This window comes from Falsiroseomonas tokyonensis (assembly GCF_019024325.1).
Classification (GTDB): Bacteria; Pseudomonadota; Alphaproteobacteria; order Acetobacterales; family Acetobacteraceae; genus Falsiroseomonas; species Falsiroseomonas tokyonensis.
This window is the reverse complement of the sequence record NZ_JAFNJS010000002.1, coordinates 140,515-165,399: the sequence shown is the minus strand read 5'-3', so window position 1 is coordinate 165,399 and position 24,885 is coordinate 140,515. Positions and strand designations below refer to the sequence as shown.

The window sequence follows — 24,885 nt, the reverse complement described above, 5'->3', positions numbered from 1 at the left end:
AAATCGTATGCCGCGCTCAGCCCTCCCGCTGGGCGGTGCCGAGGCCGACGCCCCGGACGTCGGACACCGCGACCGCCAGCGACCGGTTCAGGCTCTCGATCCGCGTCACCACGCCGAGCCAGGGCTGCACCGCCTCCAGCTCCGCCTCCGAGAACAGCAGCGGCAGCAGCCCGGCGGCGCGGGCCAGGCCGAGCAGCAGCGCGTCCTGCGGCGCGGGGATTTCTTCCATCAGCAGCAGGGTGCGCAGCCGGGTGCGGGCCTCCGTCACCTCCGGCCGGCCGGGGGTCTTGGGGTAGCGGCGGTCGGGCAGGATCCAGAGCACCCTTCCCTCCTCCCGCCGCAGGATGCCGCGCGCCACCAGCCGGTCGAGGATCGCGGCGCGGGCCGCCGGCGCATCGCGCGCCAACAGCGGGATGGCGCCGCGCGCATCGGCCGGCGCGCCGGGCGCGGCCAGCCGGGCCAGGGCGGCATCCAGCGCCGCATCGCCCGTTGGCGTCGCATCCACCAGGATCAGCCGGTCCCGGTCGGTATCGACGCGACCGGCCAGCGCCAGCTGCATCAGCAGGGCGCCGGCCAGCGCCCGGTCGGGCGCCATGCCGCTGCGGCCGACCGGGCGGCCCGTCTCGTCATCCAGCGCGAGGAGGACGATCTCCTCCGCCAGGGTGAGGCCGCCCTCGCTCACGGCTGGGCGAGCGCCGCGGACCAGGGGGACATCACATCGGTCACGCCGATGCGTTCGCCGCCGGGCTGCACCAGGATCAGGTTGGGACAGGCGAAATTCACCGGCAGCACCGCATGCTCCACCAGCTCCAGCGGCCCCATCGCCGCCAGCCCGTCCAGCGTCGCCTGCGGCAGGGTGCGGTCCGCCGTCGCACCCTCCGGCCCGCTGACATCGAGGCGCGGGAAATGCGCCGCCGCCTGCGGGTCCATGCCGAAGCCGCTGACCAGCGACAGCATCTGGAAGACGGCCGCCAGGATGCGCCGCCCGCCGGAGGCACCGAGCGCCATTTCCGGCCGGCCCGCCGCATCGGCCACGATGACCGGCGACATATTGGTCAGCGGGCGCTTCCTGGGCCCGATCGCATTCGCGCTGCCCGGCCGCGGGTCGAACCACATGACGCCGTTGTTCATCAGCACGCCGGAGCGCGGCAGCACGACGCGGGACCCCATGGAGGAAAGCAGCGTGGTGGTCATGGAGACCATCATGCCATCCGCATCCACCACGTTCAGATGGGTGGTGCAGCTATCGGCGCCCTTGGGCTCGGCATCGCCCAGCCCGGCCAGGCGCTCGGCATAGGCTTCCTGCATCGCCTTCGCGAAGGCCAGGTGCCAGGCGGTGCCCGGCGCCTGCCCGGACCAGTCCGCCCCCTCCATCAGCGCCATGACGCGGCGGAAGGTGGGGGCGGCGGTCAGGCCATTGGACAGGTGCAGGGTGCGGCCGCGCCAGGGGACGGAGACCGCCGGCAGCACCCGCGCCTGGCAGCCGGCGAGATCGGCGGCGGAGAGGATGCCGCCCGCCTCCCGCACATCGGCCGCGATCGCCGCCGCCACCTCGCCCTCGTAGAAGTCGCGGAAGCCCGCCTGCTGCAGCCGCTCCAGCGTCGCCGGCAGATTGCCCTGGCGGAAGAAGCCGGGCTTGCCCTGGTAGGGGGCGACGGGGGGCAGGCCGTTCGGCAGGTAGATGCGCGCCGATTCCGGATAGAGCTTCAGGGTGGAGGCCGCATTGGCGATCTTCAGCGTGGTGAACCAGTCCTGCGCCAGGCCACGCTTCGCCAGGGCCACGGCCGGCGCCAGCACCTCCGCCACCGGCAGCCGGCCGCGGCGCTGATGCAGCAGCGCATAGCCGGCGACCGAGGAGGGGATGCAGAAGCTCATCGGCCCGTGGATGTTGCGATCGCCCTCCACCTCCGGCCAGGCGAAGAGGTCCTGCTTCATCCGCCCGGTGGTCGGGAAGTCCTTCGCATCGAGGCCGGCGGGGGAGACGGGGCCGAAGTCGAAGGTCTCGGCCGGGCCGCCCGGGGCCGCCACCTGGGCGAAGCCGATGCCGCCGAGGCCGCTGTTCCAGGGCTCCGTGCTGGCCAGGGCGAAGGCCATGCCCACCGCCGCATCCGCGGCATTGCCGCCGGCTTCCAGGATGGCGATGCCGGCCTCGGCCGCGGCGCGGGACTGGCTGGCGACCATGCCCCGGCGGCCGCGGGCAGCGGGCTTGGTGACCTGCCAGTGCTGGGTGGTGTGGTCGGGCGGCTGGTACATGCGGGATCCTCCGAATAAGCGAAGGATCGACCCGGGGGCGCGGCGCCGCAAGCCGGGCCCGAGACCCGCCGCCTCAGCGCGGCTTCGCGGCCCCGCGCCTCAGCGCGGCTTCGCCGCACGGCGCCGGTCCACGGCCTTCTCGAAGTCCAGGTCCTCGTGCCAGCTCAGATGGCGATCGAGCGCCGCCTGCGCCGCCGCCAGGTCGCCGCGCTCCAGAAGGTCCAGGATCTCGACATGCTCGGCGGAAATCCGCGGCTTGGGGCGCACGTCATGGCCCAGGCCCCAGACCACGGAAAGCTGCCGCGCCACGCTCAGCCAGATGCCGTGCAGCACGCCATTGCCGGACAGCCGGCAGAGCTCGCCGTGATAGGCCTCGTCGGCCGCGACGATCGCGGCCGTATCCGGCCCCTCCGCCGCGGCATGGTAGCGCTCCGCCGCGCGCCGCGCCGGGGCCAGGCGGTCGGGCGTCGCGAGGCCGCTGGCCAGGATTTCGCGCAAGGCGAGGGATTCGAGGGCCGTGCGCACCCGCATCAGCTCGGCCACCGCCCGGTTCGTCACCTGCATCAGCCGCATGCCCTTGTAGGGCGTGGAGACGACGATGCCCTGGCTCTCCAGCAGGCGCAGCGCTTCCCGCACCGGGACGCGGCTGATGCCCAGTTCGCGGGCGATCTCGGCTTCCACCAGCCGGTCGCCGGGCAGGAAGACGCCGCGCGCGGCGGCGGCCACCACGGCCTCCGCCGCCTGTTCGACCATCGTGCGCGGATGCACGGGCGCCAGCCGGCGCTGGTCGCCAGGGCTGGCATCCTCGGGAGCGGGTGGCTCGAAAGCCTCGGCGGAGGTGGCATTCACGGGCGGCGGCCTTGGACGGGTCTTGTGTAATGTGAGGTCATTTCACCACATCACCTGGTCACCTGTCTCGCCCCGTGGGGGGCTTGGACACAAGTTGCGCTCTGTTCATGACCGAGCCCCGCCGGTCGGCAGCCGCGGCCGGGGTGGCGAGGCCCCTTGGATGGCCGGCCGATTGCGCCTAATGACGCGCGAATTGGCCCTTTCCGGGGCAGGCGAGGGCCCTGGCTGGGGCCGGTCGCCGCGCAGCATGGGAGAGAAATTGTGGCAGCATCGGTCCGAATCGGCGGCCTCGGCGTGGACTCGGCCTTCCGGCAGTTCATCGAGGCCGAGGCCCTGCCCGGCACCGGGGTGGAGCCGGCCCGCTTCTGGTCCGGCTTCGAGGCGCTGCTGCGCGACTTCGCGCCCCGCAATGCCGCGCTGCTGGCGAAGCGGGATGCCCTGCAGGCGCAGATCGATGCCTGGCACCGCGCCAACCCCGCCCGCCCGATCGACCAGGCCGCCTACAAGGCGCATCTGGCCGAGATCGGCTACCTGCTGCCGGAGCCGGAGGATTTCAGCGTCGGCACCACCGATGTGGATGCCGAGATCGGCCAGATGGCCGGGCCCCAGCTGGTGGTCCCCGTCTCCAATGCCCGCTACGCGCTGAACGCCGCCAATGCCCGCTGGGGCAGCCTGTACGATGCGCTCTACGGCACCGATGCGATCCCGGAGGCCGATGGGGCCGAGAAGGGCCGCGGCTACAATCCGAAGCGGGGCGAGAAGGTCATCGCCTTCGCGCGCCGCGTGCTGGACCAGGCCGCGCCGCTGGCCGGCGGCGAAAGCCATGTCGGCGCCCGGTCCTATGCCATCGAGGGTGGCGCCCTGGTGGTGACGCTGGAGGGTGACCGGAAGGTGGGCCTGGCCCGCCCCGGCCAATGCGTCGGCTTCCAGGGCGAGCCCTGGGCGCCCACCGCCATCCTGCTGGTGAACAACGGCCTGCACCTGGAGCTGCATATCGACCGCACCAGCGCCATCGGCCGCACCGACCCCGCCGGCGTCTCCGACCTGGTGATGGAGGCGGCGCTGACCACCATCATGGATTGCGAGGACAGCGTCGCGGCGGTGGATGCGGCGGACAAGATCGACGTCTATCGCAACTGGCTCGGCCTGATGAAGGGCGACCTGACGGCGGAGCTGGAGAAGGGCGGGAAGACCATCACCCGCCGCCTGAACCCAGACCGCGTCTGGAAGACCCCGGCGGGGTCCGCCGTCACCCTGCATGGCCGCTCCGTCATGCTGGTGCGCAATGTCGGCCACCACATGATGACGGATGTGGTGACCCTGGACGGGGCCGAGATTCCGGAGACGGCGCTGGACGCCATGGTGACGGTGGCCATCGCGCTGCACGACATCCAGCCGCCCGGCCGCGGCAAGCGGATGAATTCCCGCACCGGCAGCGTCTATGTGGTGAAGCCCAAGATGCACGGGCCCGAGGAAGTGGCGCTGGCCGACAGCCTGTTCGCCCGCGTCGAGGATGTGCTGGGCCTGCCGCGCGCCACCATCAAGATGGGCATCATGGACGAGGAACGCCGCACCACGGTGAACCTCAAGGCCTGCATCAAGGCGGCGCGGGACCGCGTGGTCTTCATCAATACCGGCTTCCTGGACCGCACGGGCGATGAGATCCACACCGCCATGGAAGCCGGCGCCGTGGTCCGCAAGAACGACATGAAGGCGCTGCCCTGGATCGCGGCCTATGAGGCCTGGAATGTCGATGTGGGCCTGCTGTGCGGCCTGCGCGGCCGGGCTCAGATCGGCAAGGGCATGTGGGCCATGCCGGACATGATGGCGGCGATGCTGGAGCAGAAGGTCGGCCACCCCAAGGCCGGCGCCAACACCGCCTGGGTCCCCTCCCCCACCGCGGCCACGCTGCATGCGCTGCACTACCACCAGGTGGACGTGGCCGCGCGCCAGGCGGAAATCGCGGGCGGCGGCCGCCGCGGCAAGCTGGACGATATCCTGACCATCCCGCTGGCCCAGGACACGAACTGGGAGCCGAAGGACGTGCAGGCGGAGCTCGACAACAACGCCCAGGGCATCCTGGGCTATGTCGTGCGCTGGGTGGACCAGGGGGTCGGCTGCTCCAAGGTGCCGGACATCAACGATGTCGGGCTGATGGAGGACCGCGCCACGCTGCGCATTTCCGCCCAGCACATAGCCAACTGGCTGCGCCATGGCGTCGTCTCCCGCGCTCAGGTGGAGGAGACGATGCGGCGCATGGCCGGGGTGGTGGATGGCCAGAATGCCGGCGACCCGCTGTACCGCCCGATGGCGCCGGGCTTCGACGGCCCCGCCTTCAAGGCGGCCTGCGACCTGGTGTTCGAGGGCGCGGCGCAGCCGAACGGCTACACCGAATTCGTGCTGCACCGGCGGCGCCGGGAAGCCAAGGCGGCCGGCTGAGTTGGCATCGGGGCGGCGGGGGGCTTAGGGTGGCGGAACGATCCGTGGAGCCCATGACCCTGCCACGCCCCGCTGCCCTGTTTCTGCTGCTGGCCCTTGGCGCCTGCAGCTCCGCCAGCCCGGTCGCCGAGCTGGCGCCGGAGGTCTATGGCCTGACCAGCCATGCCAGCACGGCCGCCACGGCGGCGCGGCTGGGCGTGGACCGGGCGCGCCGCCATTGCACCGGGCTGGGGCGCGGCTTCGCGCCGACCCGCACGCAGATCGGCGACCGCGACTATACCATCGCCTTCCGCTGCCCCCGGACCAATGCGGCAGAGACGGGCGAGGAGCCGCTGCTGGCGGGCACGCCCGTGCCGCCGCCGGAACCGGCCCAGCAGGCTGTCGCACCGGCTGCCCCATCGGCTGCCCCATCGGCTGTCAGCGCCGGACTCTACTGAACCGCGCTGTCGCGACATCTTCGGAAACCCGACCACCGGCGCCGAGGTTTGGCTCGTGGCGCATTTGCACTAGAATCCTGCGACCAGGCACGGGTGGATTGATGGCGGACGAGGACTGGAACATCCCCGAGGATCTGCGGCCCGATCCGGCCGACTACAGCTTCGACCTGGCGCGCGCGCTGTCCTCCGTGGTCAGCCTGAAGACCCGCGTGCCCGCCGATGCCTTCTCCGCCCGCACCCTGGGGACGGAGCGGGAGGGCAGCGGCGTGGTGATCCGGGAGGATGGGCTGGTGCTGACCATCGGCTACCTGATCGGGGAAGCCGACAGCATCTGGATCAAGACCGCCGCGGGGCGCGTCGTGCCCGGCCATGCGCTGGCCTATGACTTCGAAAGCGGCTTCGGCCTGGTGCAGGCGCTGGGGCGGCTGGAGGCGCCGGCCATGCCGCTCGGCCCCGCCGCCCTGCCGGAGGCCGGGGTGCAGACCGTGCTGGCCGCCGCGCCGCAGCCCGGCCGCACCGCCGCCGGCGGCGGTGCGCTGGCCTGCTCCGTGGTGGCGAAGGAGCCTTTCGCCGGCTACTGGGAATACCTGCTGGAGGAGGCGCTGTTCACCGCCCCGGCGCATCCTTCCTGGGGCGGGGCGGGGCTGATCGGGCCAGAGGGATCGCTGCTCGGCATCGGGTCGCTGGTGCTGCAGCATCGCGACCAGAAGGGCCGCAAGCTGGACCTGAACCTGGTGGTGCCGATCGGCCTGCTGCACCCGATCCTGGACGACCTGCTGGCCTATGGCCGCGTCAACAAGCCGCCGCGGCCCTGGCTCGGCGTCTATTGCGCGGACCAGGAGGAGGGGGTGGTCGTGGCCTCCGTCGCCGCCAAGGGGCCGGCGGAGCGCGCGGGCATTCGCCCGGGCGACCGCATCCTCGGCCTGGATGACAGCGAGGCGCCGGACTTGGCGGCGCTATGGCGCAGCCTGTGGTCGCGCGGCGCGGCGGGGGTTTCGGTGAATGTGGCGGCGGAGCGGGACGGGCGGCGGCTGGTGCTGCCGGTGGTCAGCGCGGATCGGAGCAAGTTCTTGAAGGCGCCGAGGTTGCATTGAGCGGCGGCAGCGCGCTCAGAAGCGGTTGGGGGAAAAGGCCTGCCCGACCCCGGCGCCGCCCCGGATTCCCTCCGCCACCAGCCGCCCGGCGATGGGCCCCAGCGTCCAACCGTTGAACGTCACCGCATGGTGCAGCCCCGGCACCCGGCTGTCCGCCCCCAGGATCGGCCCCGGCACTTGCACATTCAGCCCGGTCCAGGCGCGGATCACATGCAGCCCCGCCAGGGCCGGCAGGACAGAGCCCGCGACGAAGAGGTTGCCCTCGATCGACTGCCGCAGGTTGCGCGGGCGGCCCGCCCCATCCAGCACGCCGGGCCAGGCGCCGCCCAGCACCAGGTGCCCGGCATCGCCCTGCTTGGCGGAGAGGTGCCGGCTGCCATGCAGCACGAGGTGGCGCATGATCTCGCCGCCTGCCGCCTCCGTCACCATCACCTGCTGCACCGCCGCCCCCACCGGGATCGGCGCGCCCAGCATCCGGGACAGCTCCCCGGCCCAGGGGCCGGCAGCGTTCACCACCTGGCCGGCGCGGATCACGCCGCCCCCCGCCGTCTCCGCCCGGAAGCCGGTGCCGTCCCGCGCGATGGCGGCGATGGTGGTGCCGCCGCGCACCAGTGCGCCGGCCCGCTGCACCAGGGCCAGCAGGGCCGAGAGGCCGCGCAGCGGGTCCATCTGGCCCTCCGGCGCGCAGAAGGCGGCACCGGCGAAGCCGGGGGCCAGGTAGGGGGCGACGGACATCAGCTCATTCGCGCCCAGCAGGCGGCTGTCCACGCCGAATTGGCGCTCCATGGCCACCTTGGCTTCCAGCCGCCGCAGCTGCTCCGGGGTTTCGACCAGCATGATGCCGCCCTCGGTACGGATGCCGAGGGATTCGCCGGCCTCCGCCGCGATCTCCCGCCATAGCGCGACCGAGGCCGGGCCGATGGTCAGCACCTGGGCGGCGGCGCTGTCCGGGCCTTCCTCGGCGCCGGCGCTGTCATAGGCATGCAGCTGGATATGCAGGCTTCCGGCATTGCCGGTGGTGGCGCCCTGCCCCGGCTCGCCACGCTCCGCGACCATCACCGACAGGCCTTCGCGGGCGCAGTAGAGCGCGGTGGAGAGGCCGAGCGCGCCGCCGCCCACCACCAGCACGTCGCAGGCCTCCGCCGGCCCGGTGGCGGGGGTGTGGTGCGTGGGCAGAATGGGGCGCGGGATGGCGCTGGGGCCCTCAACCCATTCCGGCTTCTCCATGGCGAGCGCGATGGCCGGCACCGGCTTCAGCGGCGCGCGGGGGGCGGCGAAGCCCGCTTCCTCCGAGGCGCCGACGATGCGGGCCACCGTCGCGCCGCACATGCGGCCCTGGCAGCGGCCCATGCCGGCGCGCGTCGCCTTCTTCACCGCGCCGAGCGATTCCGCCCCCGCCGCCATGGCGGCGCGCAGCGTGCCGGCCGAGACCTCCTCGCAGCGGCAGACCGTGGTGCTGTCCGCCAGGCTGCGTGCATCGAATTCCGGCACGGCGAAGAAGCGCCACAGCGCGTCCTGGAAGCCGATGGCCCGCGCCAGGGCGCGGCGGCTGGCGGTGTCGTCCGGCAGGCCCGGCCGCAGATCCCGCGCCGCGGCGAGCCCCGCCAGGCGTCCGCGCGCGAAGGCGATGCGCGCGCCGCCGACCTGCGCGCCGTCCCCCACCGCGAAAACCGTGGGAAGGCTGGTGCGACCGTCCGTGTCGGTAACCGTCTCCAGCCGGCCGAGGCCGCTATCGACGAAGCGATGGGTGCAGCCGAGCGCACGGGCCAGGCCCGTCTCCGGCTGGAAGCCGAGGTTCAGCGCCAGCGCATCCGCGGCGATACGGATCTCGCCCTTCGGCGTGCTGGCGCGCAGCGCGGTGAAGCGGCCCTCGCCTTCCGCCGCAAGGGGCCGCGCGCCCCAGATCACCGGCACGCCGGCGCGCTTCAGCACCGCCAGGTAGCGCGCGCCGTCCCAGGCCAGGTCCGGCGCACCGGCGGCCAGGCGCAGCGCCTGGCGTACCCCGCGAAAGCCTGGAAAGGGCGCGGCTTCCAGCACCGCGGCCACCTGCACCCCGCCCTCGACCAATTCGCAGGCGAGCTGCAGGTTCAGCGGGCCATTGCCGGCGATCACCACCCGATCCCCGGGCGAGACGCGATTCGCCCGCGCCAGGGTCTGCAGGCAGCCCGTGGTCATCACGCCCGGCAGGGTCCAGCCGGGAATCGGCACCGGGCGTTCATGCGAGCCCGCCGCGATCACCAGCCGCCGCGGCCGGAACAGGACATTGCGCCCCTCGACCAGCGCCGCGATCTCGTCCGCGCCAAAACCGCCCCAGACGGTGGCGCCGAACCGAAAGTCGACACCGGCGGCGACGGCCCGCGACCGCAGCTCCGCACCCTGGCGGAACTGGCGGTCCGGCGCCGCATGGGCATGGCTGGCGGCCAGCGGCTTCAGGTATTGCCCGCCCGGCGCATCGCGCTCATCCAGCGCCACCACGCGGCAACCGGCCTCCGCCGCGGCGATGGCGGCGGACAGGCCGGCGGGACCGGCGCCCACCACCAGCAGGTCGCATGCCACCTCCTCCGCCTGCGGCTGCGGCGGCGGCGCGAGCGGCGCGGGCTGCGCGGGGGGCGCGCGTTCCACCACCATGCCGGGCGCCACCTTGGCCAGGCAGGCGCGCTGGTTGGCACGGCCATCGATGGTGACGAGGCAATCGAAGCAGGCGCCCATGCCGCAATGCAGGCCGCGCGGCGCGCCGGACTGCGTATACCGCAGCGTCAGCTCACCGGCCGCCGAAAGCGCCGCCGCCACCGTCTCTCCATAAAGCGCCGGAATCGAGCGGCCATCGAAGGTGATGCCCACCGCTTCGGCAGACGGCGTGATGGCGGCATGAGTGAGTCGCATGGGATGGGCTTGATGCTTTCACGGAAAGGCGCATGGATGTCGCCCTTTCGCGAAGTGGGAGCAACCCAATGGCCGTCAAGAAATTCCGCGGCTGCTACACGGTCCTGATCACGCCCTTCACCGAGGGCGGCGAGGCGGTGGATCTGAAGGCGCTGGAGCGCCTCGTGGAATTCCAGATCCGCGAAGGTATACGCGGCCTGATCCCGCTTGGCTCCACCGGCGAATTCTTGTCGGTCTCGCCCGAGGAACGCACCGCCATCGTCGAGACGGTGGTGAAGACCGCGCGCGGCCGCGTGCCCGTGCTGATCGGCACCGGCGCGGAAGACACGCGCGAGGTGGTCCGCACCTCGAAGGAGGCGGAGGCGCTTGGCGCCGATGGCGTGATGATCATCCCGCCCTTCTATTCGGTGCCGACCGAGGACGAGCTCTATGTCCACTACAAGAAAGTGGCGGATGCGATCGGCATCCCCATCATGGTCTACAACAATCCCGCCACGGCGAATGTCGACCTGACGCCCAAGATCCTCGCGCGTCTCGCGACCATCGAGAGCTGCCTCTACGTGAAGGAAAGCACGCTGGAGGTGACGCGCGTGCGCGACATCGTCGATCTCTGCGGCGACCGCATGGAAGTCTTCGCCGGCGTGCTCGGCTATGAAAGCGCCTGGCTGGGCGCCATCGGCTGGGTGGCCGTGTGTTCCAACCTGGCGCCGAAGCTCTCGACAGAAATGTTCCACGCGGCGGCCTTCGACAAGGACATGGACAAGGCCCTGCCGCTGTATCGCAAGCTGATGCCGTTGCTGCCCTTCGTCGGCGGCCCGCGCTATGTCTCGGGCACCAAGGCCGGCTTCCGGCTGATGGGCATGCCGATGGGCGATCCGCGGCCGCCGCGCCTGCCTTTGCCCGGCGCCGACATGGCGCAGCTCAGTGGCGTGCTGCAGGGCATGGGCCTGCTCGCCGAGGGTGCGCGCCAGGCGGCCTGAAAACCTTCTTCCAAACAACAGGGAGTTTCACAACATGCGTCGTCTTCTTCTCGCTGCCGCGCTCGCGGCCTTCGCCTCGCCCGCCTTCGCGCCCCACGCTTCAGCCCAGGCCCCCGCCGGCTGCACGCCGCGCGTGGCGAATTCCGAGCTGGTGAAGCCGGGCACGCTGATCATGTCGATCAACCCGACCCTGCCGCCGCTGCAATTCGTCAATGCGCAGGGCCAGCTGCAGGGCCTGCGCTTCGAGCTGGGCGAGGAGATCGCCAAGCGTCTCTGCCTGACGCCGGAATGGGTGCGCATCGAATTCAGCGCCATGATCCCGGGCCTGGCGGCGCGGCGCTGGGACGTGATCAACAGCGGCACCTTCTTCACCCCGGCGCGCGCCGAGATCATGCAGATGCTGCGCTACGAGAATGCGGCCGTCGCTTTCTCCGCCGCGCGGGGCAATCCGCTGAACATCCGCAGCGTCGATGACCTGGCGGGCAAGGTGGTGGGCGTGGAGCTCGGCGGCTTCGAGGAAGCCCGCACCCGGGCGCTGAGCGCCGACCTGGTGGCGCGCGGCAAGCCCGCCATCACCATCCGCACCTTCGACAACTTCGCCATCGCCTTCCAGGCGCTGCGCGCCGGCCAGGTGCAGGCGGTGACGAGCGTGGATGCGGTGGCCGCCGAATACGACCAGCGCGGCGATTTCCCGCGCGTGCTGCACGGGCTGTTCCCCACCCCCGCCAGCCTCGCCATGCGGTCCCGCCCCCTGGCGCAGGAAATCGCCAAGGTGCTGACGGAGATGAAGGCGGATGGCAGCTACGACCGCCTGTTCGACCGCTACGGCGTGAGCAAGTACGAGGCGGGCTTCGAGGTCGTCGGCCCGCAATAATCGCCAGGACGCTCCGCCGGCCCGCGCCCCCTGGCGCGGGCCCAGGCGGCGCCCTGCGCTTGAAAGCCTGAAACATGCATATCTGGTCCTGGCAGGGGTTCTTCGACTACCTGTTCAACCCCTTCCTGCTGCAGGGCGCGGTCACCACGCTGTGGCTGACCGCGGCGTCCCTGTTCTTCGGCCTGATCCTGGGCGTGGCGGTGGCGCTGCTGCGGCTGTCGGGCAACCGCTGGCTGGCGGGGCTCGCCGCCTTCTATTGCTGGATCTTCCGCGGCACGCCGCTGCTGGTGCAGTTGCTGATCATCTATACCGGCCTGCCGCTGTTCGGCCTGCGCTTCAGCGTGACCCAGGCCGCGCTGCTGGGCCTGGCGCTGAACGAGGCCGCCTATCTCAGCGAGATCGTGCGCTCCGGCATCTCCGCCGTCGGCCCTGGGCAGCGGGAGGCCGGGCTGGCGCTGGGGCTGAAGAAGATCCAGGTGTTTCGCACCATCACCTGGCCGCAGGCCTTTCGCATCATCATCCCGCCGCTGGGCAATTCGGTGAACGGGCTGCTGAAGACCACCAGCGTGGCCAGTGTGATTTCCATGGAGGAGCTGCTGCGGCGCACGCAGATCCTGATCCAGGAGAAGTTCCTGGTGCTGGAATTGTTCCTCGCCGCCGCCTTCTGGTACTTGGTGATGACAACGGTCTGGGACCTGGTGCAGCGCCAGCTGGAGAAGCGCTACGGCCGCGCCTACGACCTTACGGCGGCCGACCGCCGCTGAAGGTCAGCCGGCGATGCCGCGCAGCAGCGCGGCCAGCTCCGGCTCCGCCACCAGCCCGGCGGCGGCGGCCGGGGTGACCAGCCGGCGCTCCCTCTCTCGCCGCTCAGGCCAGTCATGCAGCAGGCGGGCGACGCGCAGGCGGAAGACCAGCACCTCGCAGGGCAGCAGCACGCCGCCGGCCTTGCGCTTGGCATAGGCGAACTGGCCGATCGGGTCGGGATCGGCCTCACCCAGGATGCCGGCTTCCTCGAAGGCTTCGCGGGCCGCGCTGCGATGCGGCTGCTCGCCGGGCTCGATCCAGCCCTTGGGGATCACCCAGCGCCGCGTCTCTCGGCTGGTCACCAGCACCACGCGTAGCGCCGGGCCCGTGCCGGTCAGCGGCAGGGCGGCGCATTGCCGGCGCAGATCGCCCGGCCTGCGCGCAAGACCCACCACATCGCCTTCCAGCATCGGACGCCTGATCCTTCCCGGTATGGTGAAGCGGCCGAACCGCTTGCGAAATCCCATCGGGTTCAGATGAAGAATCCGGCACCAACTGTGAAGTCCCTATTAGTCATGCGGGTGATTTCACCTAGACGACTTGCTCTGTCATTGATCTGTCACAGGTCCAGCAGCGCCAGGGCGTGCGCACGCAGCTTCACCTTCTGCACCTTGCCGCTGGCCGTCATGCCGATCTGCTCGAAGCCCTCCACGATTCGCAGGTGCCGCGGCAGGCGGAAATTGGCGAGGCGCGGCTTCAGCCAGGCCAGCAGCTCGGCCTCGGTCGCCGCCGCCCCGTCCCGCAGCTGCACGAAGGCGGCCACCACCTCCCCCAGCCGCGCATCCGGCACGCCAACCACCTGGGCCAGCGCGATGGCGGGGTGGGCGGAAAGCACCTCCTCCACCTCGGCCGGCGCGACATTCTCCCCGCCCACGCGGATGACGTCCTTGATGCGCCCGACCAGGCGCAGCCGGCCCTCTGCATCCTGCGTGCCGAGGTCGCCGGTGCGCAGGAAGCCATCCGGCGTGAAAGCCTTTTGGGTATTGTCCGGGTCGTTCAGGTAGCCGCGCATGACGGACCAGCCCTTCACCTGGATCTCGCCGGACTGGCCATGCGGCAGGGCGGCGTTGGTGGCGGGGTCGGCGATGCGGACCTCCAGCCCCGCATGCGGCACGGCGCCGCCGGCGATGCGGGCTTCCACCGGCTCCCGGTGATCGGAAAGCGCGACATTGGGCGAAGCCTCGCTGAGGCCATAGGCCCAGCACAGGTCGGACACGCCCATCTCCTCCACGATGCGGCGCATCGTCTCCGGCCCCGCCGCGGCCCAACCGCCGCGCAGATGCAGCCGCGCGGGATCGAAGCGCGGATGCGACATCATCAGCTGGAAGATCGCGTCATTGCCGGAGGTCAGCGTGCAGCGCTCGCGCTCCAGCAGATCCAGTGCCGCGCCGGCTTCGAAGGTTTTCGGCGTCACCATCACGGCGCCGGTGACGAGGCAGACGAGCAGCGAGAGGGTGGATCCCGCGACATGGAAGAAGGGCCGGCAGTTCAGGTAGCGATCCTCCGGCCGCACGCCCAGCTTCGCCGCGCAGGCCGTCGCGTTGCGCAGCATGCTGTGGTGCGTGAGCAGCACGCCCTTGGGATGCGCGGTGGTGCCGGAGGTGTATTGTACCAGCAGCACATCCTCCGCCGAGACCCGGGCGATGGCGGCGTCCAGCGTGGTGTCGTTCAGCGCGCGGGCCAGGAAGGCGTCCCAGGACGGCGTGCCGGCCACCACGACATGGTGCAGGTCGGGCAGGTCGCCGCGCACCTCATCCACCGCTGCGGCGAAGTCGATATTGAGAAAGCGGTCGGCCAGCAGCACCGCCTTGCAGCGCGCGCGGGACAAAGCGAAGGCGATCTCGGGCGGCTTGAAGCGGGTGTTGATCGGCACCGTCACCGCGCCGATCAGCGCCGCGCCATAGAAGCTGGCGACCCACTTCGCGTCATTGCCCATCAGCAGCCCGACGAAATCGCCGCGGCCGATGCCCAGCGCAAGCAGGCTGCGGGCGACGGCACGGGCTTCCGCGCGCAACTCCGCATGGGTTAGCCGCATACCCTCCGCCACCAGGGCTTCCGCCGCGCCGCGATCGCGCGCATTGGCGTCGAGCAGGTCCGACAGGCGGGTGGTCCAGCTCATCGGCCGAAACCCGACATGGTCTTGCGCCATTCGGCGGCGGCCAGGCTGTCCTCGATCGCCATCAGTTCGGTCGCCAGGGCGCCGCGCGGATCGCGTTCCAGCCCTTCGTCGATGCAGCGCTTTGCCAGCGCCATGGCGGAGGCCGGCGCCTTCAGGATGGTGGCGGTGATGGCATCGAGCGTCGGCTGCAAGGCCTCCGGTTCCACGAGCCGCGCGACGAGACCGGCGGCCAGCGCCTCCTCCGCCCCCAGCACGCGGCCGGTGAACATCATGTCCTTGGCCAGCCGCTTGCCGAGGATGCGCGGCAGGCGCTGGGTCGCGCCCACCGTGCCCCAGAGCGCCTCCGGCGTCTTGAAGCTGGCCCGAGGCGTCGCGACGATCATGTCGCAGGCGGCGGCGATCTCCACGCCGGATCCGACCGCGGGGCCTTCGACCACCGCGATGCTCGGCATCGGCAGCCGCTCGATGGATTCATAGGCCCAGAAACCCTTCACGCGGCGGGCGCGCACGGTGTTGTCGTCCATGCCCTGGCGTTCCTTCAGATCCGCGCCGGCGCAGAAGACGGGGCCCTTGGCGCGGATCAGCACGCATTTCGCCTGAGCGTCCGTCGCGCGACGGCAGGCGGCGGCGAGTGCCTCGGCCAGCGCTAGGTTCAGCGCATTGCGCGCCTCCGGCCGGTTCAGCGTCAGCGTCACCAAGCCGTCGGCCTCGGCATAGAGCAGCGGCTCCGTCATATCGCGCCTTCCTCCCGCAATGCGGCGATCCTTCTCGAGTCATAGCCGAGCTCGGCCAGGACCGCGTCCGTATCCGCGCCCAGCGCCGGCGCGGGCAGCGGCGCCGGGTCCGCAAAGCCGTCGAAGCGAAACGGCAGGCGCAGCGCGGGATGGGTCGCCGCGCCATGCGCCACCTGCGCCACGCTGCCGCGCGCCTGCACATGCGGGTCCGCCACCACCTCATCCAGCGCCAGCACAGGGCCGTTCGGCACATTGGCGGCATCCAGCGCCGCCACCGCTTCCGCCCGCGTCATCGCGCCCAGCGCGGCGGACATCGCCGCCATGATGCGCTCCCGCTGCTCCAGCCTTTCGGCATTGGTCGTGAGGCCGGCCAGTTCGGACAGGCCAAGCGCCGAACACAGCGGCGCCCAATGCTGGTCGCTCGCCGTGATATGCAGGAAGCGGTCGTCCTTGCAGCGAAAGCTCGCCGTCGGCACGCGGCCAGGATGCTCCGTGCCCAGCCGCGGCGGCACCTCGCCCAGCGCGAACAACCGCGCGGCCGCGATGGTCAGCAGCGCCACCTGCCCGTCCAGCATGCTGAAATCGACATGCGCGCCCTGCCCACTTGCATCGCGCCCGCGCAGCGCCGCCAGCAGCGCGATCGCCACCCAGAGCCCGCTGGTGAGATCCGCCACAGGCAGCCCCGGCTTCACCGGCCCGCCGCCCTTCTCCCCGGTCAGGCCCATCAGCCCGCCCATCGCCTGGAAGACCGTGTCGTAGCCCTTGCGATGCGCATAGGGCCCGGTCTGGCCGAAGCCGGTGCAGGACAGATAGACCAGCTGCGGATTCACCTCGCGCAACGCGGCATAGTCGAGCTTCCGCCGCGCCAGCGCACCGGTCGGGAAATTCTCCACCAGCGCATCCGCCTGCGCCGCCAGGTCGCGGATCAGCTGCCGCCCGCCGGGCTTGCGCATATCCACCGTGATGCTGCGCTTGCCGCGGTTGCAGGCGAGAAAATAACCGCTGACGCCGAAATCGAAGAAGGGCTCGAAGCTCCGCGTCTCATCCCCCGCGCCCGGCTGCTCCACCTTGATGACGGTGGCGCCCAGCTCCGACAGCAGCATGGTGGCGAAAGGGCAGGCCAGCACCCGCGACAGATCCAGGATCCGCAGCCCCTCCAGCGGCTTCCTGCCGTTCAACCCGTCCATGGCCGCCTCCTCAACGCTTGCGCTTCTGGGCGCAAGTGGTTGATGCTGTCAACGGTAAGGGATGGAGACGAAAACCATGCGCATCACCCGCCGGGACAGCCTGGCCGGGCTTGGCCTCGCCACGCTCGGGCTGCCCTTCCTCACCAGGCCCGCGCGCGCCCAGGCCGCCTGGCCCAGCCGGCCGGTCCGCTTCATCGTGCCCTTCGCCGCCGGCGGCCCGGTGGAAGTGCCGGCCCGATTCATCGCGGATTCGCTCGGCCACACACTCGGCCAGCCCGTGGTGGTGGAAACCCGGCCCGGCGCCGGCGGGGCGCTGGGCGTGCAGGCCGTGGTGCAGGCCAACGACCCGCACACGCTGCTCTTCACCACCTCCTCCGTCGCCATCGTGCCGGCGCTGATGTCCAACCCCGGCTACGACCCGTTCCGCGACCTGGTGCCGATCACCATGGTCAGCGAAGCGCCCATGGTGCTGCTGGCGAAACCCGACCACCCGATCAAGGACCTGGCGGACCTGATCGCCCGCGCCAAAGCCCGGCCCGGCGCCATCAGCTACGCATCCTCCGGCGTCGGCGCGACCACCCATCTCGGCGGCGCCCTGCTCGGCGTGCGCGCCGGCATCGACCTGCTGCACGTGCCCTATCGCGGCGCCGGCCAGGCCATCAACGCCCTCTACGCCGGCGATACCGACCTGCTGGTGATCGGCACCATCGAAGCCCTGATCCACGTCCGCGACGGCCGCCTGAAAGCGATCGCCGTCACCAGCGGCACCCGCAGCCCCGCTTTGCCCGATACCCCGGCCATCGCCGAAGCCGTGCCCGGCTACGACATGAGCATCTGGTACGCGATGTTCGGCCCCCGCAACACACCACCCGAAGTGGTCGACCGCCTGGCCCGCGAAGTCGCCCCCCTCGCCCGCGGCACCCCCCTCGCCACCCGCATGGAAGAAAGCGGCGCACAACTGCTGCTCGACGGCCCCACCCGCCTGGCCGACCGCCTGCGCAAGGAAGTGCCACAGTGGCGAGAGGTGGTGCAGCGGGCGGGGATCCGGACGGAGTGAGGGTCGGCGCGGGTGGTTGCCAGGGGGCTTTGCCCCCCGGCGCCCCCCACCAAAGGGACAGTGGTCCCTTTGGAATCCCATTCAGGAGCAGGGGGGAGGAGGGGCGCGGCGCAACCGCCTGTCCCGGCACGCCCGCGATGCCCCTCCTCCCCCCTGCTCCTCCATACCGGGGTTCGAAGGGTCCACTGACCCTTCGTGGGGGGAGCGCGAGGGGGGCAAAGCCCCTCTCGCACCACCCGCGCGCCCTACAACTCCGCCAGGGCCGCGACCGCCTGCTCCGGCCTCTCGACCGCGATGGCGCCGGCCTGGCGCAGGGCGTCCAGCTTGGCGTGCGCGGTTTCGCGGTCGGCGCCGGCAAGGGCGCCGGCGTGGCCCATGCGGGTGCCGGCGGGGGCGTGGCGGCCCATGATGAGGGCGATGAGGGGCTTGTTGAGGGTGGGGAGTGCCTCGGCCAGGGCGTATTCCTTGTCGCCGCCGAGTTCGCCGCAGAGGAGGATGGCGCGGGTGTTCGGGTCCGCGGCCAGGGGAGCCAGGTATTCGTGCGGGTTGCGGCCGATGACGAGGTCGCCGCCCATATGGATGACGGCGGACTGGCCGAGGCCGGCTTCGGTGAGGAGGCGGGCGAGCGCCAGGGTCAGGGTGCCGCTGCGGCAGAGCAGGGCGATGTGGCCCGGGGTGCAGAATTCCGGGGCGATGGAGCCGAGCAGGGTCTGGCCGGGGATGCAGAGGCCGAGGGTGTTGGGCCCGATGAGCCAGCTTCCGGCGGCGCGGGCTTCCTGGGCGGCTTTCAGGCTGTCGTGCACCGGCACGTATTCGGCGGCGGCGACGATGAGAGGGATGCGTCCGGCGATGCAGGCGCGGACGGCGTCGAGCACGCCCTCGGGTGGGGTGTAGAGCACGGCGGCGTCGGCGGGGGCATCGAGTTGGGAGAGGTCGTCGAGCAGCGGCAGCCCGTCCAGCGTGGTGCCGCCGCGGCCGGGGGCGATGCCGGCGATAAGGGCGGTGCCGGCGGCGCGCATGGCGGCGACCTGGGCACTTGCGTAGCGTCCCGTCGGGTTGATGATGACGACGCGCCGCGGCGGTGCGTGCAGGAAGCTTGGGTTCATTCGTCTCGGACGGGTTTTTTGGCGACGGGCGGTTGGGCGTCACGATGCGGCTGACGGAGTGGGACGGCAAGACGGCGCTCCGGCGTCATGGCCTGGCGGTGCCGGAGGGGGTGCTGCTGCGGGAGGCGCTGCGGCCCGGCTGGGACGACGCCGTGGTGAAGGCGCAGGTGCTGGAGGGCGGGCGCGGCAAGCGCGGCCTGGTGCAGCGGGGAGCGCCCGCGGCCTTGGCGCAGGACATTCGCGCGCGGCTGGGCGATGCCGCGGCGCCGCTGCTGCTGGAGCGTCCGGTGCCGATCGCGCAGGAGATCTTCCTGGCGCTGCGGGTCGATGGCACGGCGCAGGCCATCGAGGTGCTCTGTGCGCCGGAGGGTGGCGTGGAGGTGGAGGCGGGCGCGCCGCCGCTGCGCTGGCATGTGGCACCGGAAGCCGCGGCGGCGCTGGCGGACAGCCTGCGGATGCTGCGCGGCGCCTTCGCGCCGGATCTGGCGGCACGGCTGGCGCGGATGGTGGTGCGGCTGGCGCGGGTGATGGTGGCGGAGGATCTCGAAAGCCTGGAGATCAACCCGCTGGCGCGGCTCGCTGATGGCAGACTGGTGGCCTGCGACTGCAAAGCGGTGCGGGATGAGGCGGCAGGGTTCCGGCACGATGCGGAGGCGACGGCGCTCTCGGCGGGGCTGGAGGCCGCGGCGATGACGCCGCTGGAGCGCCGGGCGCGGGATGAGGGCTTCCAGATGGTGGAGATCCCTGGCGGGCGCGTGGCGATGGTCACCGCCGGGGCGGGTCTCGGCATGATGATGCTGGACCTTCTGGGCGATGCCGGCTGCCCCGCGGCCTGCTTCATGGACAATGCCCAGGGCGGCCCGGCGGAGACCGCGCCGCAGCGCTTCGCCATCGCCTTCGAGATGGCGCAGCGGCCGGAGATCGAGGCGGTGCTGTTCTACACCACCCTCGCCTCCCGCCCCTTGCGCGGGCGGGTGGAGGCGCTGGCGGCCTCACTGCGCGAACGGCCCTCGCCGAAGCCGCTGTTCGTCGGGCTGGCGGCGGGACATGCGGCGTTGGCGGGCTATTCCATGGCGCAGGCGGCGGCGGAGCTGGCCGCGGTGGGCGTGACAGCGCTGGAGGCCGATCCGCATGCGCTGGTGCGACAATTGGCGGCAGCAATCCGCCCCGGGAGGACAGCGTGATGCAGCATCCGGACCGCTTCGACCCGCTGGACCCGGCGACGCAGCCGGTGGTGCCGATCCCGGGCTACCCGAACACGCAGCGCCGCAACCCGGCCCGCGCGCCGTTCCGGCGGGTGCTGACGCGGACGGAGCTGACCGGTCCGCTGGACCTCTCGCAAAAACTGCGGCCGGGGGATGACAACCTGGCGATGCTGGCGCCCGGGCGGGCGGCGCAGGGGCAGCTGATCCATGTCGGCGGGCGGGTGCTGGACGAGGATGGGCGGCCGGTGGCGGGCGCCATCGTGGAGCTGTGGCAGGCCAATGCGGGGGGCCGCTACTTCCACCCGATCGACCAGCGCGACGCGCCGCTCGATCCAAATTTCATCGGCAATGGCCGCACGCGCAGCGACGCGCAAGGGCGCTACGGCTTCTTCACCATCAAGCCAGGCGCCTATCCGGTGCCGGATAGCGGCCGCTGGTGGCGGCCGCCGCATATCCATATCTCGGTCCTCGGCCCGGGTTCGCTGATGCGGCTGGTGACGCAGATGTATTTCCCGGGCGATCCGCTGAACGGGCTGGACCGCATCCTGAACTCCGTGCCGGACCTGGCGGCGCGCGCGCGCTGCATCGCCGCCAGCGTGCTGCCCACGGAGATCGCGGGTGACTGGCTCGGCTACACGCATGACCTGGTGCTGCGTGGCCGCCACGCGACTCCGCCGCTGTGAGCCGCCCCAACGCCCCGCTGGTGCCCACCGCCTGGGCCACCATCGGCCCCTTCTTCCCCAACACCTTCTTCCGGGAGGGCGACAACGACCTGACGCGCATGGCGCCCGATGCACCGCCCACGGCGCAGGGCGCGCCCATGTGGCTCACCGGCCGCGTGCTGCAGGAAGGCGGCGGGCCTTGCGTGAATGCGGTGCTGGAGGCCTGGCAGGCCGATGCGGCGGGCCGCTTCCGCCATCCGCGGGACCCGGACTGGCAGCAGGCGGATCCCGGCTTCCATGGCTGGGGCCGCGCCTGGACGGATGCGGAGGGCCGCTTCGCCTTCCGCACCATCATCCCCGGCGCCTATCGGGATGCGACCGGCCCGCGCGCGCCACACATCAACCTGGCGATCATCGGCAGCGGCATCATGGGGCGGCTCGCCACCACCATCTTCCTGCCCGCCTTCGCCGAGGCCAATGCGGCGGACCCGGTGCTGGCCAGCCTGCCGGAGGCGCTGCGCCCGCTGCTGGTGGCCCAGCCCGATGGGCTGGCGGAGGATGGCGCGCCGCGCTTCAGCCTGGACCTGCTGCTGCGCGGCGACGCCGCGACGGAAACGCCCTTCTTCGAGGATTAGAGGATGGCGTAGACGTCATAGACCGGACCGCTGGCCGGGCGATGCCCGACGCCCACGGCCAGCACCCGGTTCAGCCACTCATTCGGCCCTGGCCCGGTCTCGAAGCGCATGGCGACGCGCATGTAGTAGCTGCCGGGCTGCAATTCCTCCCCGGCGGCCAGGCGTGCGGCGATCTCGGGCGGGGCGTGGCGGATGCCCTGGTAGGTGGCGCCGATCATCTGCCCGTCATCGGCCTGCAGCACCACCCGGACATCGAGCCGCGTGCCGCCATCCGATTGCGTCACCAGCCAGTCCTGCCCGCCCGGCAGTACCTTGCCGGCCAGGCCGGGGCCGGAGAAGCGCCCGCCGGTGATCTGCGCCACCCGCCTTTCGCCGATCGGACCAGCGCCGATCACCTGCGGGACATCCACCGTCAGCTCCAGGCGGAAGAGGAAATCCGAGTTCAACGGCATCCGTTCGATGGGCATGGCTCAGCGCTGCCGCCAGGGCAGGCCGTCGGCCTTCCAGCCGGCCATGCCGCCGCGATGCCCTTCCGCATCCACCGGGCCTTCGAAGCCATCGGCCACGTTGAAGGCATGCGGGAAACCGCCCTGCTGCGCCGCCTGCCCGGCGGCCAGGCTGCGGGCGCCTGAACGGCAGATGAAATAGAGTTTGGACAGGGGCGAGGCGCCGGCGCGGTGCAGCTGCTCCACGAAGGATCCGTTGACCTGCATGCTGGGATAGACCTGCCAGGGGATCAGCGTGACCTGCTTGCCGATCTCGTTCAGGTCCGGTAGTCCGACGAAGTTCCATTCGGCGTCGGTGCGCACGTCCACCAGCATGGCGTCGGGATCCTCGGCCAGGGCCTGGTAGGCGGCGCGGGGGGTTACATCGGGAACACCGGGCATGGCTTCCTCTCCGTCAGTTTGATATTTTGGGAGGATGGGGTCTGGCCGGCTGCGGGACAACCATGAGGCACCGCGCCCTGCCATGCGCGGACTGAGCAAGGGGAAGATCACATCATGTCCGAGACGCAAGAGACGCACGACCACATGGGTCGGAAGATCGTCGATTCGAAGAGCGAGGCCTTCAAGCAGGACCTGCCCTGGATCATCGCGACCGCCGGCCTGACCGTCTTCACCATCATGGCGCTGGCCGGCTACTTCCGCCTGTAAGGCGCGCTACGCCGTCTCGCGAAAGATCTCGCGGCCGATCAGCAGGCGGCGGATCTCGCTGGTGCCGGCGCCGATCTCATACAGCTTGGCGTCGCGCAGCAGGCGCCCGGCCGGGTATTCGTTGATATAGCCATTGCCGCCGAGGATCTGGATGGCATCCAGCGCCGCCTTGGTGGCGGCCTCCGCGGCAAACAGGATGGCGCCGGCGGCATCCTTGCGGCTGGCGTGTCCCCGGTCGCAGGCGCGCGCCACGGCATAGACATAGGCGCGGCTGGCATTCAGCGCCGTGTACATGTCCGCCACCTTGCCCTGGATGAACTGGAATTCCCCGATCGCCTGGCCGAACTGCTTGCGGTCATGGATATAGGGCACCACCAGGTCGAGGCAGGCCTGCAGGATGCCGATGGGGCCGGCGGCCAGCACGGCGCGTTCGTAATCCAGGCCGGACATCAGCACGCGCACGCCGCCACCGACCGTGCCCAGCACATTCTCCTCCGGCACCTCGCAATCCTCGAAGACCAGCTCGCTGGTCGGGCTGCCGCGCATGCCGAGCTTGTCCAGCTTCTGGGCGGGGCGGAAACCCGCGAAATCGCGCTCGATCAGGAAGGCAGTGATGCCCTTCGGCCCGGCCTCGGGGTCCGTCTTGGCATAGACCACCAGCGTCTCGGCGTAATGCGCATTGGTAATCCAGAGCTTGGTGCCGTTCAGCACCCAGCGGTCGCCGCGTTTCTGCGCGCGCAGCTTCATCGAGACCACGTCGGACCCGGCGGAGGGTTCGCTCATCGCCAGCGCGCCGAGATGCTCGCCGCTGATCAGCTTCGGCAGGTAGCGCCGCTTCTGGTCCTCCGTCCCGTTGCGGCGGATCTGGTTGACGCAGAGATTCGAATGCGCGCCGTAGCTCAAGCCGACGCTGGCGCTGGCGCGCGAGATCTCCTCCATCGCGACGCAATGGGCGAGATAGCCCATGCCGGCGCCGCCATGCTCCTCCTCCACCGTGATTCCGTGCAGGCCGAGCGCGCCCATCTCCGGCCAGAGGTAGCGCGGAAATTCATCCGTGCGGTCGATCTCGGCGGCGATGGGGGCGACGCGGTCCTCGGCGAAGCCGCGCACGCTGTGGCGCAGCGCGTCGATCTCCTCGCCCAGGTCGAAGTCCAGCATGGGCATGCGGTTGGAGATCATCGCGCTTCTCCTCTCATCGTCGAAGGTAGTTCTGACCGTTGATCACCAGCAGGTTTTCCGAATCGGGGTCGCCGCGGAAGATCGAAAGCCGCTCCTCGCGCCCCGCCTCGTCGCGCAGCAGCAGCACATGGCCGGAAAGCTCGTAGCGGCCGCTGCTGTCGCGCCGCGGCGCGCTGGTGGTGACGCCGCTGCGGCCGCCCCCGACCTCGGAGGTGCTGCTGGCACCGGACCAGCCGGTGCGGCGATAGCTGCCGTCGCGCGACAGGGCCAGGCTGCGCTCCACCGCGACGGAGCCGCTGGAGAAGGCGGTGCTGCCGCTGCTGGCGAAGGTATGGCGCCAGAGCCCGTCCAGCCGCGTGCCGGGCGCGAAGGGCTCCACGCGGCGCCAATTGGCGCCATCCAGCGTGATGCCGTTGGATTGCCGCGCGATGGGCAGGGTGCGGCGGCTGACGCGGCCGAATTCGTCCTCCACCTCGCGCAGCGTGATGGTGCCGCCCGAGAGCGTATAGGTGCCGCAGCCACGCGGTTCGGCGGCGCAGGCCTCCGCCAGGCTTTGGGCGGCGGGCGGGTCGCTGCGGAACAGCCCGTCGGGCGAGAAGGTCAGGCTGCGCATATCGGCGCGGAAATCCATCCCGCCGAAGGCATTGGGCACCACGCCGGTCTGCATGCGCGTGAAATGCCCCTCCAGCTTCGCGCCGCCGCCACGTGGCGGATCCAGCACGAAGCCGCGGCCATCGCCATTCAGGCGCAGCGATCGCACCATGGCGGCGAAGTCCTGGCGCGCCGCCCGCCCGGCCTCTCGCGGCGGGTTCACCAGCAGCAGCGCGAGCAGCACGCGCCGGCCCTGCTGTTCCAGCCCGATATGCACGGCGCGGAGCGTCGGGCGGCTGCCGCTGCGTTCCTCGATGCGGAACCTTCCGCCTTCCAACGTCTCCCCATCGCGGCGGCGGGGGCGCGCCTCCGCCAGCTGTTCCGGCGCGCGCGCCCAGCCATTCATCGCCGCCTCGAAATCCCCAGTGGCGGGGCCTGGGCGGCGGAGCACGATCATCGCATTGCCGGGCCGCGCGGCGCGGCGCCCGGGCTCGGCCGGCAGCGGCCGTGTGAAGACCAGCCCGCCGCGCTGCTCCTGCCGCTGCCAGCCTGCCGGCGCCTCGAAGGAGATGCCGTCGAGGGTCTCGGCCAGGGCGGCCGGCGGAAGCAGCAGGGCGGCGAGGAGAAGGCGACGCATCAGAGG

General features: G+C 71.4%; 24 protein-coding genes. 11 read left to right on the top strand and 13 right to left on the bottom strand.

Annotated elements, in window-relative coordinates; all coding sequences use genetic code 11:
• Nucleotides 1-16 precede the first annotated feature (16 nt).
• From J3S20_RS06890 to J3S20_RS06880, 3 genes are all read right to left on the bottom strand, one after another.
• Nucleotides 17-682 carry a GOLPH3/VPS74 family protein gene (locus J3S20_RS06890; protein WP_216835716.1) on the bottom strand — a complete coding sequence of 222 codons (666 nt, stop codon included), beginning with the start codon at nt 680-682 and terminating at the stop codon, nt 17-19.
• Nucleotides 679-2,253, bottom strand: coding sequence for a gamma-glutamyltransferase family protein (locus J3S20_RS06885; RefSeq protein WP_216835715.1), 1,575 nt, complete (start codon nt 2,251-2,253; stop codon nt 679-681). The genes J3S20_RS06890 and J3S20_RS06885 overlap by 4 nt, the downstream gene beginning before the upstream one ends.
• 99 nt (nt 2,254-2,352) lie before the next feature.
• Complete coding sequence (locus J3S20_RS06880) at nt 2,353-3,102, bottom strand: GntR family transcriptional regulator (RefSeq protein WP_216835714.1); 750 nt, start codon at nt 3,100-3,102, stop codon at nt 2,353-2,355.
• Between the two features lie 261 nt (nt 3,103-3,363).
• Here J3S20_RS06880 and J3S20_RS06875 point away from each other — a divergent pair, with 261 nt between their 5' ends.
• The 3 genes from J3S20_RS06875 to J3S20_RS06865 all read left to right on the top strand — a co-directional run bounded on the left by J3S20_RS06875 (nt 3,364) and on the right by J3S20_RS06865 (nt 7,072).
• Complete coding sequence (locus J3S20_RS06875) at nt 3,364-5,541, top strand: malate synthase G (RefSeq protein WP_216835713.1); 2,178 nt, start codon at nt 3,364-3,366, stop codon at nt 5,539-5,541.
• A 53-nt stretch (nt 5,542-5,594) separates the two neighbouring features.
• Nucleotides 5,595-5,978 (top strand): hypothetical protein, encoded by a 384-nt coding sequence (locus J3S20_RS06870; RefSeq protein ID WP_216835712.1) that lies wholly within the window; start codon nt 5,595-5,597, stop codon nt 5,976-5,978.
• A 101-nt stretch (nt 5,979-6,079) separates the two neighbouring features.
• Entirely contained in the window at nt 6,080-7,072 is a 993-nt protein-coding gene (locus tag J3S20_RS06865) for a S1C family serine protease (RefSeq protein ID WP_246602471.1), read from the top strand.
• Between the two features lie 15 nt (nt 7,073-7,087).
• On the opposite strand, the gene J3S20_RS06860 is transcribed toward J3S20_RS06865, so the two are convergent.
• Nucleotides 7,088-9,955, bottom strand: a complete 2,868-nt coding sequence (locus J3S20_RS06860) for an FAD-dependent oxidoreductase (protein ID WP_216835710.1) — start codon at nt 9,953-9,955, stop codon at nt 7,088-7,090.
• 68 nt (nt 9,956-10,023) lie between these two features.
• Between J3S20_RS06860 and J3S20_RS06855 the strand changes: the two genes are divergently transcribed.
• The 3 genes from J3S20_RS06855 (at nt 10,024) to J3S20_RS06845 (ending at nt 12,573) form a co-directional block, all read left to right on the top strand.
• Nucleotides 10,024-10,935: a dihydrodipicolinate synthase family protein gene (locus J3S20_RS06855; RefSeq protein WP_216835709.1), complete on the top strand. Its 912-nt coding sequence runs from the start codon at nt 10,024-10,026 to the stop codon at nt 10,933-10,935.
• A 34-nt stretch (nt 10,936-10,969) separates the two neighbouring features.
• Nucleotides 10,970-11,809: an ABC transporter substrate-binding protein gene (locus tag J3S20_RS06850; protein WP_216835708.1), complete on the top strand. Its 840-nt coding sequence runs from the start codon at nt 10,970-10,972 to the stop codon at nt 11,807-11,809.
• 74 nt (nt 11,810-11,883) lie between these two features.
• Nucleotides 11,884-12,573 carry an amino acid ABC transporter permease gene (locus J3S20_RS06845; protein WP_216835707.1) on the top strand — a complete coding sequence of 230 codons (690 nt, stop codon included), beginning with the start codon at nt 11,884-11,886 and terminating at the stop codon, nt 12,571-12,573.
• 3 nt (nt 12,574-12,576) lie between these two features.
• Here J3S20_RS06845 and J3S20_RS06840 read toward each other — a convergent pair whose 3' ends face one another.
• The 4 genes from J3S20_RS06840 to J3S20_RS06825 form a co-directional block, all read right to left on the bottom strand.
• The gene (locus tag J3S20_RS06840) at nt 12,577-13,023 is read right to left on the bottom strand and encodes an NUDIX hydrolase (protein WP_216835706.1); all 447 of its coding nucleotides are present in this window, start codon (nt 13,021-13,023) and stop codon (nt 12,577-12,579) included.
• Nucleotides 13,024-13,172: 149 nt separating this feature from the next.
• Entirely contained in the window at nt 13,173-14,732 is a 1,560-nt protein-coding gene (locus J3S20_RS06835; protein WP_216835705.1) for an AMP-binding protein, read from the bottom strand.
• Nucleotides 14,729-15,466 carry an enoyl-CoA hydratase/isomerase family protein gene (locus J3S20_RS06830; protein WP_216835704.1) on the bottom strand — a complete coding sequence of 246 codons (738 nt, stop codon included), beginning with the start codon at nt 15,464-15,466 and terminating at the stop codon, nt 14,729-14,731. Before J3S20_RS06830 ends, J3S20_RS06835 begins: the two co-directional genes overlap by 4 nt.
• Nucleotides 15,463-16,653 (bottom strand): CaiB/BaiF CoA transferase family protein, encoded by a 1,191-nt coding sequence (locus J3S20_RS06825; protein ID WP_216835703.1) that lies wholly within the window; start codon nt 16,651-16,653, stop codon nt 15,463-15,465. The genes J3S20_RS06830 and J3S20_RS06825 overlap by 4 nt, the downstream gene beginning before the upstream one ends.
• Nucleotides 16,654-16,729: 76 nt before the next feature.
• On the opposite strand from J3S20_RS06825, the gene J3S20_RS06820 reads away from it, so the two are divergent.
• Nucleotides 16,730-17,710, top strand: coding sequence for a Bug family tripartite tricarboxylate transporter substrate binding protein (locus tag J3S20_RS06820; protein ID WP_216835702.1), 981 nt, complete (start codon nt 16,730-16,732; stop codon nt 17,708-17,710).
• A gap of 245 nt (nt 17,711-17,955) precedes the next feature.
• Here the strand turns inward: J3S20_RS06820 and J3S20_RS06815 are convergent, their stop codons facing one another.
• Nucleotides 17,956-18,816 carry a CoA-binding protein gene (locus tag J3S20_RS06815; RefSeq protein WP_216835701.1) on the bottom strand — a complete coding sequence of 287 codons (861 nt, stop codon included), beginning with the start codon at nt 18,814-18,816 and terminating at the stop codon, nt 17,956-17,958.
• On the opposite strand from J3S20_RS06815, the gene J3S20_RS06810 reads away from it, so the two are divergent.
• Genes J3S20_RS06810 through pcaG form a run of 3 tightly spaced genes read left to right on the top strand, consistent with a single transcriptional unit; the run spans nt 18,807 to nt 21,318 of the window.
• On the top strand, nt 18,807-20,000 hold the full coding sequence (locus J3S20_RS06810; RefSeq protein WP_216835700.1) for an ATP-grasp domain-containing protein: 1,194 nt from the start codon (nt 18,807-18,809) through the stop codon (nt 19,998-20,000). The genes J3S20_RS06815 and J3S20_RS06810 overlap by 10 nt on opposite strands.
• On the top strand, nt 20,000-20,704 hold the full coding sequence (locus tag J3S20_RS06805; RefSeq protein WP_216836385.1) for a dioxygenase family protein: 705 nt from the start codon (nt 20,000-20,002) through the stop codon (nt 20,702-20,704). Before J3S20_RS06810 ends, J3S20_RS06805 begins: the two co-directional genes overlap by 1 nt.
• The gene (gene pcaG / locus J3S20_RS06800) at nt 20,701-21,318 is read left to right on the top strand and encodes a protocatechuate 3,4-dioxygenase subunit alpha (protein ID WP_216835699.1); all 618 of its coding nucleotides are present in this window, start codon (nt 20,701-20,703) and stop codon (nt 21,316-21,318) included. The genes J3S20_RS06805 and pcaG overlap by 4 nt, the downstream gene beginning before the upstream one ends.
• Here pcaG and J3S20_RS06795 read toward each other — a convergent pair.
• Entirely contained in the window at nt 21,315-21,785 is a 471-nt protein-coding gene (locus tag J3S20_RS06795; RefSeq protein ID WP_216835698.1) for a DUF3237 domain-containing protein, read from the bottom strand. The two genes, pcaG and J3S20_RS06795, sit on opposite strands and share 4 nt — an antisense overlap.
• A 3-nt stretch (nt 21,786-21,788) precedes the next feature.
• Nucleotides 21,789-22,205, bottom strand: a complete 417-nt coding sequence (locus tag J3S20_RS06790) for a rhodanese-like domain-containing protein (protein ID WP_216835697.1) — start codon at nt 22,203-22,205, stop codon at nt 21,789-21,791.
• A gap of 114 nt (nt 22,206-22,319) precedes the next feature.
• On the opposite strand from J3S20_RS06790, the gene J3S20_RS06785 reads away from it, so the two are divergent.
• Nucleotides 22,320-22,472 carry a hypothetical protein gene (locus J3S20_RS06785; RefSeq protein WP_216835696.1) on the top strand — a complete coding sequence of 51 codons (153 nt, stop codon included), beginning with the start codon at nt 22,320-22,322 and terminating at the stop codon, nt 22,470-22,472.
• Nucleotides 22,473-22,478: 6 nt separating this feature from the next.
• On the opposite strand, the gene J3S20_RS06780 is transcribed toward J3S20_RS06785, so the two are convergent.
• Together J3S20_RS06780 and J3S20_RS06775 are read right to left on the bottom strand one after the other, a co-directional pair.
• A complete protein-coding gene (locus J3S20_RS06780; protein ID WP_216835695.1) occupies nt 22,479-23,651 on the bottom strand; it encodes an isovaleryl-CoA dehydrogenase in 1,173 nt (390 codons plus the stop codon).
• A 13-nt stretch (nt 23,652-23,664) separates the two neighbouring features.
• Nucleotides 23,665-24,879: a hypothetical protein gene (locus J3S20_RS06775; RefSeq protein WP_216835694.1), complete on the bottom strand. Its 1,215-nt coding sequence runs from the start codon at nt 24,877-24,879 to the stop codon at nt 23,665-23,667.
• Between the last annotated feature and the right edge of the window lie 6 nt (nt 24,880-24,885).

Excerpts from the sequence above, each read along its gene's own strand:
- J3S20_RS06885 (WP_216835715.1), bottom strand. The coding sequence starts at position 2,253 with ATGTACCAGCCGCCCGACCACACCACCCAGCACTGGCAGGTCACCAAG.
- J3S20_RS06870 (WP_216835712.1), top strand. The coding sequence starts at position 5,595 with ATGACCCTGCCACGCCCCGCTGCCCTGTTTCTGCTGCTGGCCCTTGGC.
- J3S20_RS06865 (WP_246602471.1), top strand. The coding sequence starts at position 6,080 with ATGGCGGACGAGGACTGGAACATCCCCGAGGATCTGCGGCCCGATCCG.
- J3S20_RS06860 (WP_216835710.1), bottom strand. The coding sequence starts at position 9,955 with ATGCGACTCACTCATGCCGCCATCACGCCGTCTGCCGAAGCGGTGGGC.
- J3S20_RS06855 (WP_216835709.1), top strand. The coding sequence starts at position 10,024 with ATGGCCGTCAAGAAATTCCGCGGCTGCTACACGGTCCTGATCACGCCC.
- J3S20_RS06850 (WP_216835708.1), top strand. The coding sequence starts at position 10,970 with ATGCGTCGTCTTCTTCTCGCTGCCGCGCTCGCGGCCTTCGCCTCGCCC.
- J3S20_RS06845 (WP_216835707.1), top strand. The coding sequence starts at position 11,884 with ATGCATATCTGGTCCTGGCAGGGGTTCTTCGACTACCTGTTCAACCCC.
- J3S20_RS06840 (WP_216835706.1), bottom strand. The coding sequence starts at position 13,023 with ATGCTGGAAGGCGATGTGGTGGGTCTTGCGCGCAGGCCGGGCGATCTG.
- J3S20_RS06835 (WP_216835705.1), bottom strand. The coding sequence starts at position 14,732 with ATGAGCTGGACCACCCGCCTGTCGGACCTGCTCGACGCCAATGCGCGC.
- J3S20_RS06830 (WP_216835704.1), bottom strand. The coding sequence starts at position 15,466 with ATGACGGAGCCGCTGCTCTATGCCGAGGCCGACGGCTTGGTGACGCTG.
- J3S20_RS06825 (WP_216835703.1), bottom strand. The coding sequence starts at position 16,653 with ATGGACGGGTTGAACGGCAGGAAGCCGCTGGAGGGGCTGCGGATCCTG.
- J3S20_RS06820 (WP_216835702.1), top strand. The coding sequence starts at position 16,730 with ATGCGCATCACCCGCCGGGACAGCCTGGCCGGGCTTGGCCTCGCCACG.
- J3S20_RS06815 (WP_216835701.1), bottom strand. The coding sequence starts at position 18,816 with ATGAACCCAAGCTTCCTGCACGCACCGCCGCGGCGCGTCGTCATCATC.
- J3S20_RS06805 (WP_216836385.1), top strand. The coding sequence starts at position 20,000 with ATGCAGCATCCGGACCGCTTCGACCCGCTGGACCCGGCGACGCAGCCG.
- J3S20_RS06795 (WP_216835698.1), bottom strand. The coding sequence starts at position 21,785 with ATGCCCATCGAACGGATGCCGTTGAACTCGGATTTCCTCTTCCGCCTG.
- J3S20_RS06790 (WP_216835697.1), bottom strand. The coding sequence starts at position 22,205 with ATGCCCGGTGTTCCCGATGTAACCCCCCGCGCCGCCTACCAGGCCCTG.
- J3S20_RS06785 (WP_216835696.1), top strand. The coding sequence starts at position 22,320 with ATGTCCGAGACGCAAGAGACGCACGACCACATGGGTCGGAAGATCGTC.
- J3S20_RS06780 (WP_216835695.1), bottom strand. The coding sequence starts at position 23,651 with ATGATCTCCAACCGCATGCCCATGCTGGACTTCGACCTGGGCGAGGAG.
- J3S20_RS06775 (WP_216835694.1), bottom strand. The coding sequence starts at position 24,879 with ATGCGTCGCCTTCTCCTCGCCGCCCTGCTGCTTCCGCCGGCCGCCCTG.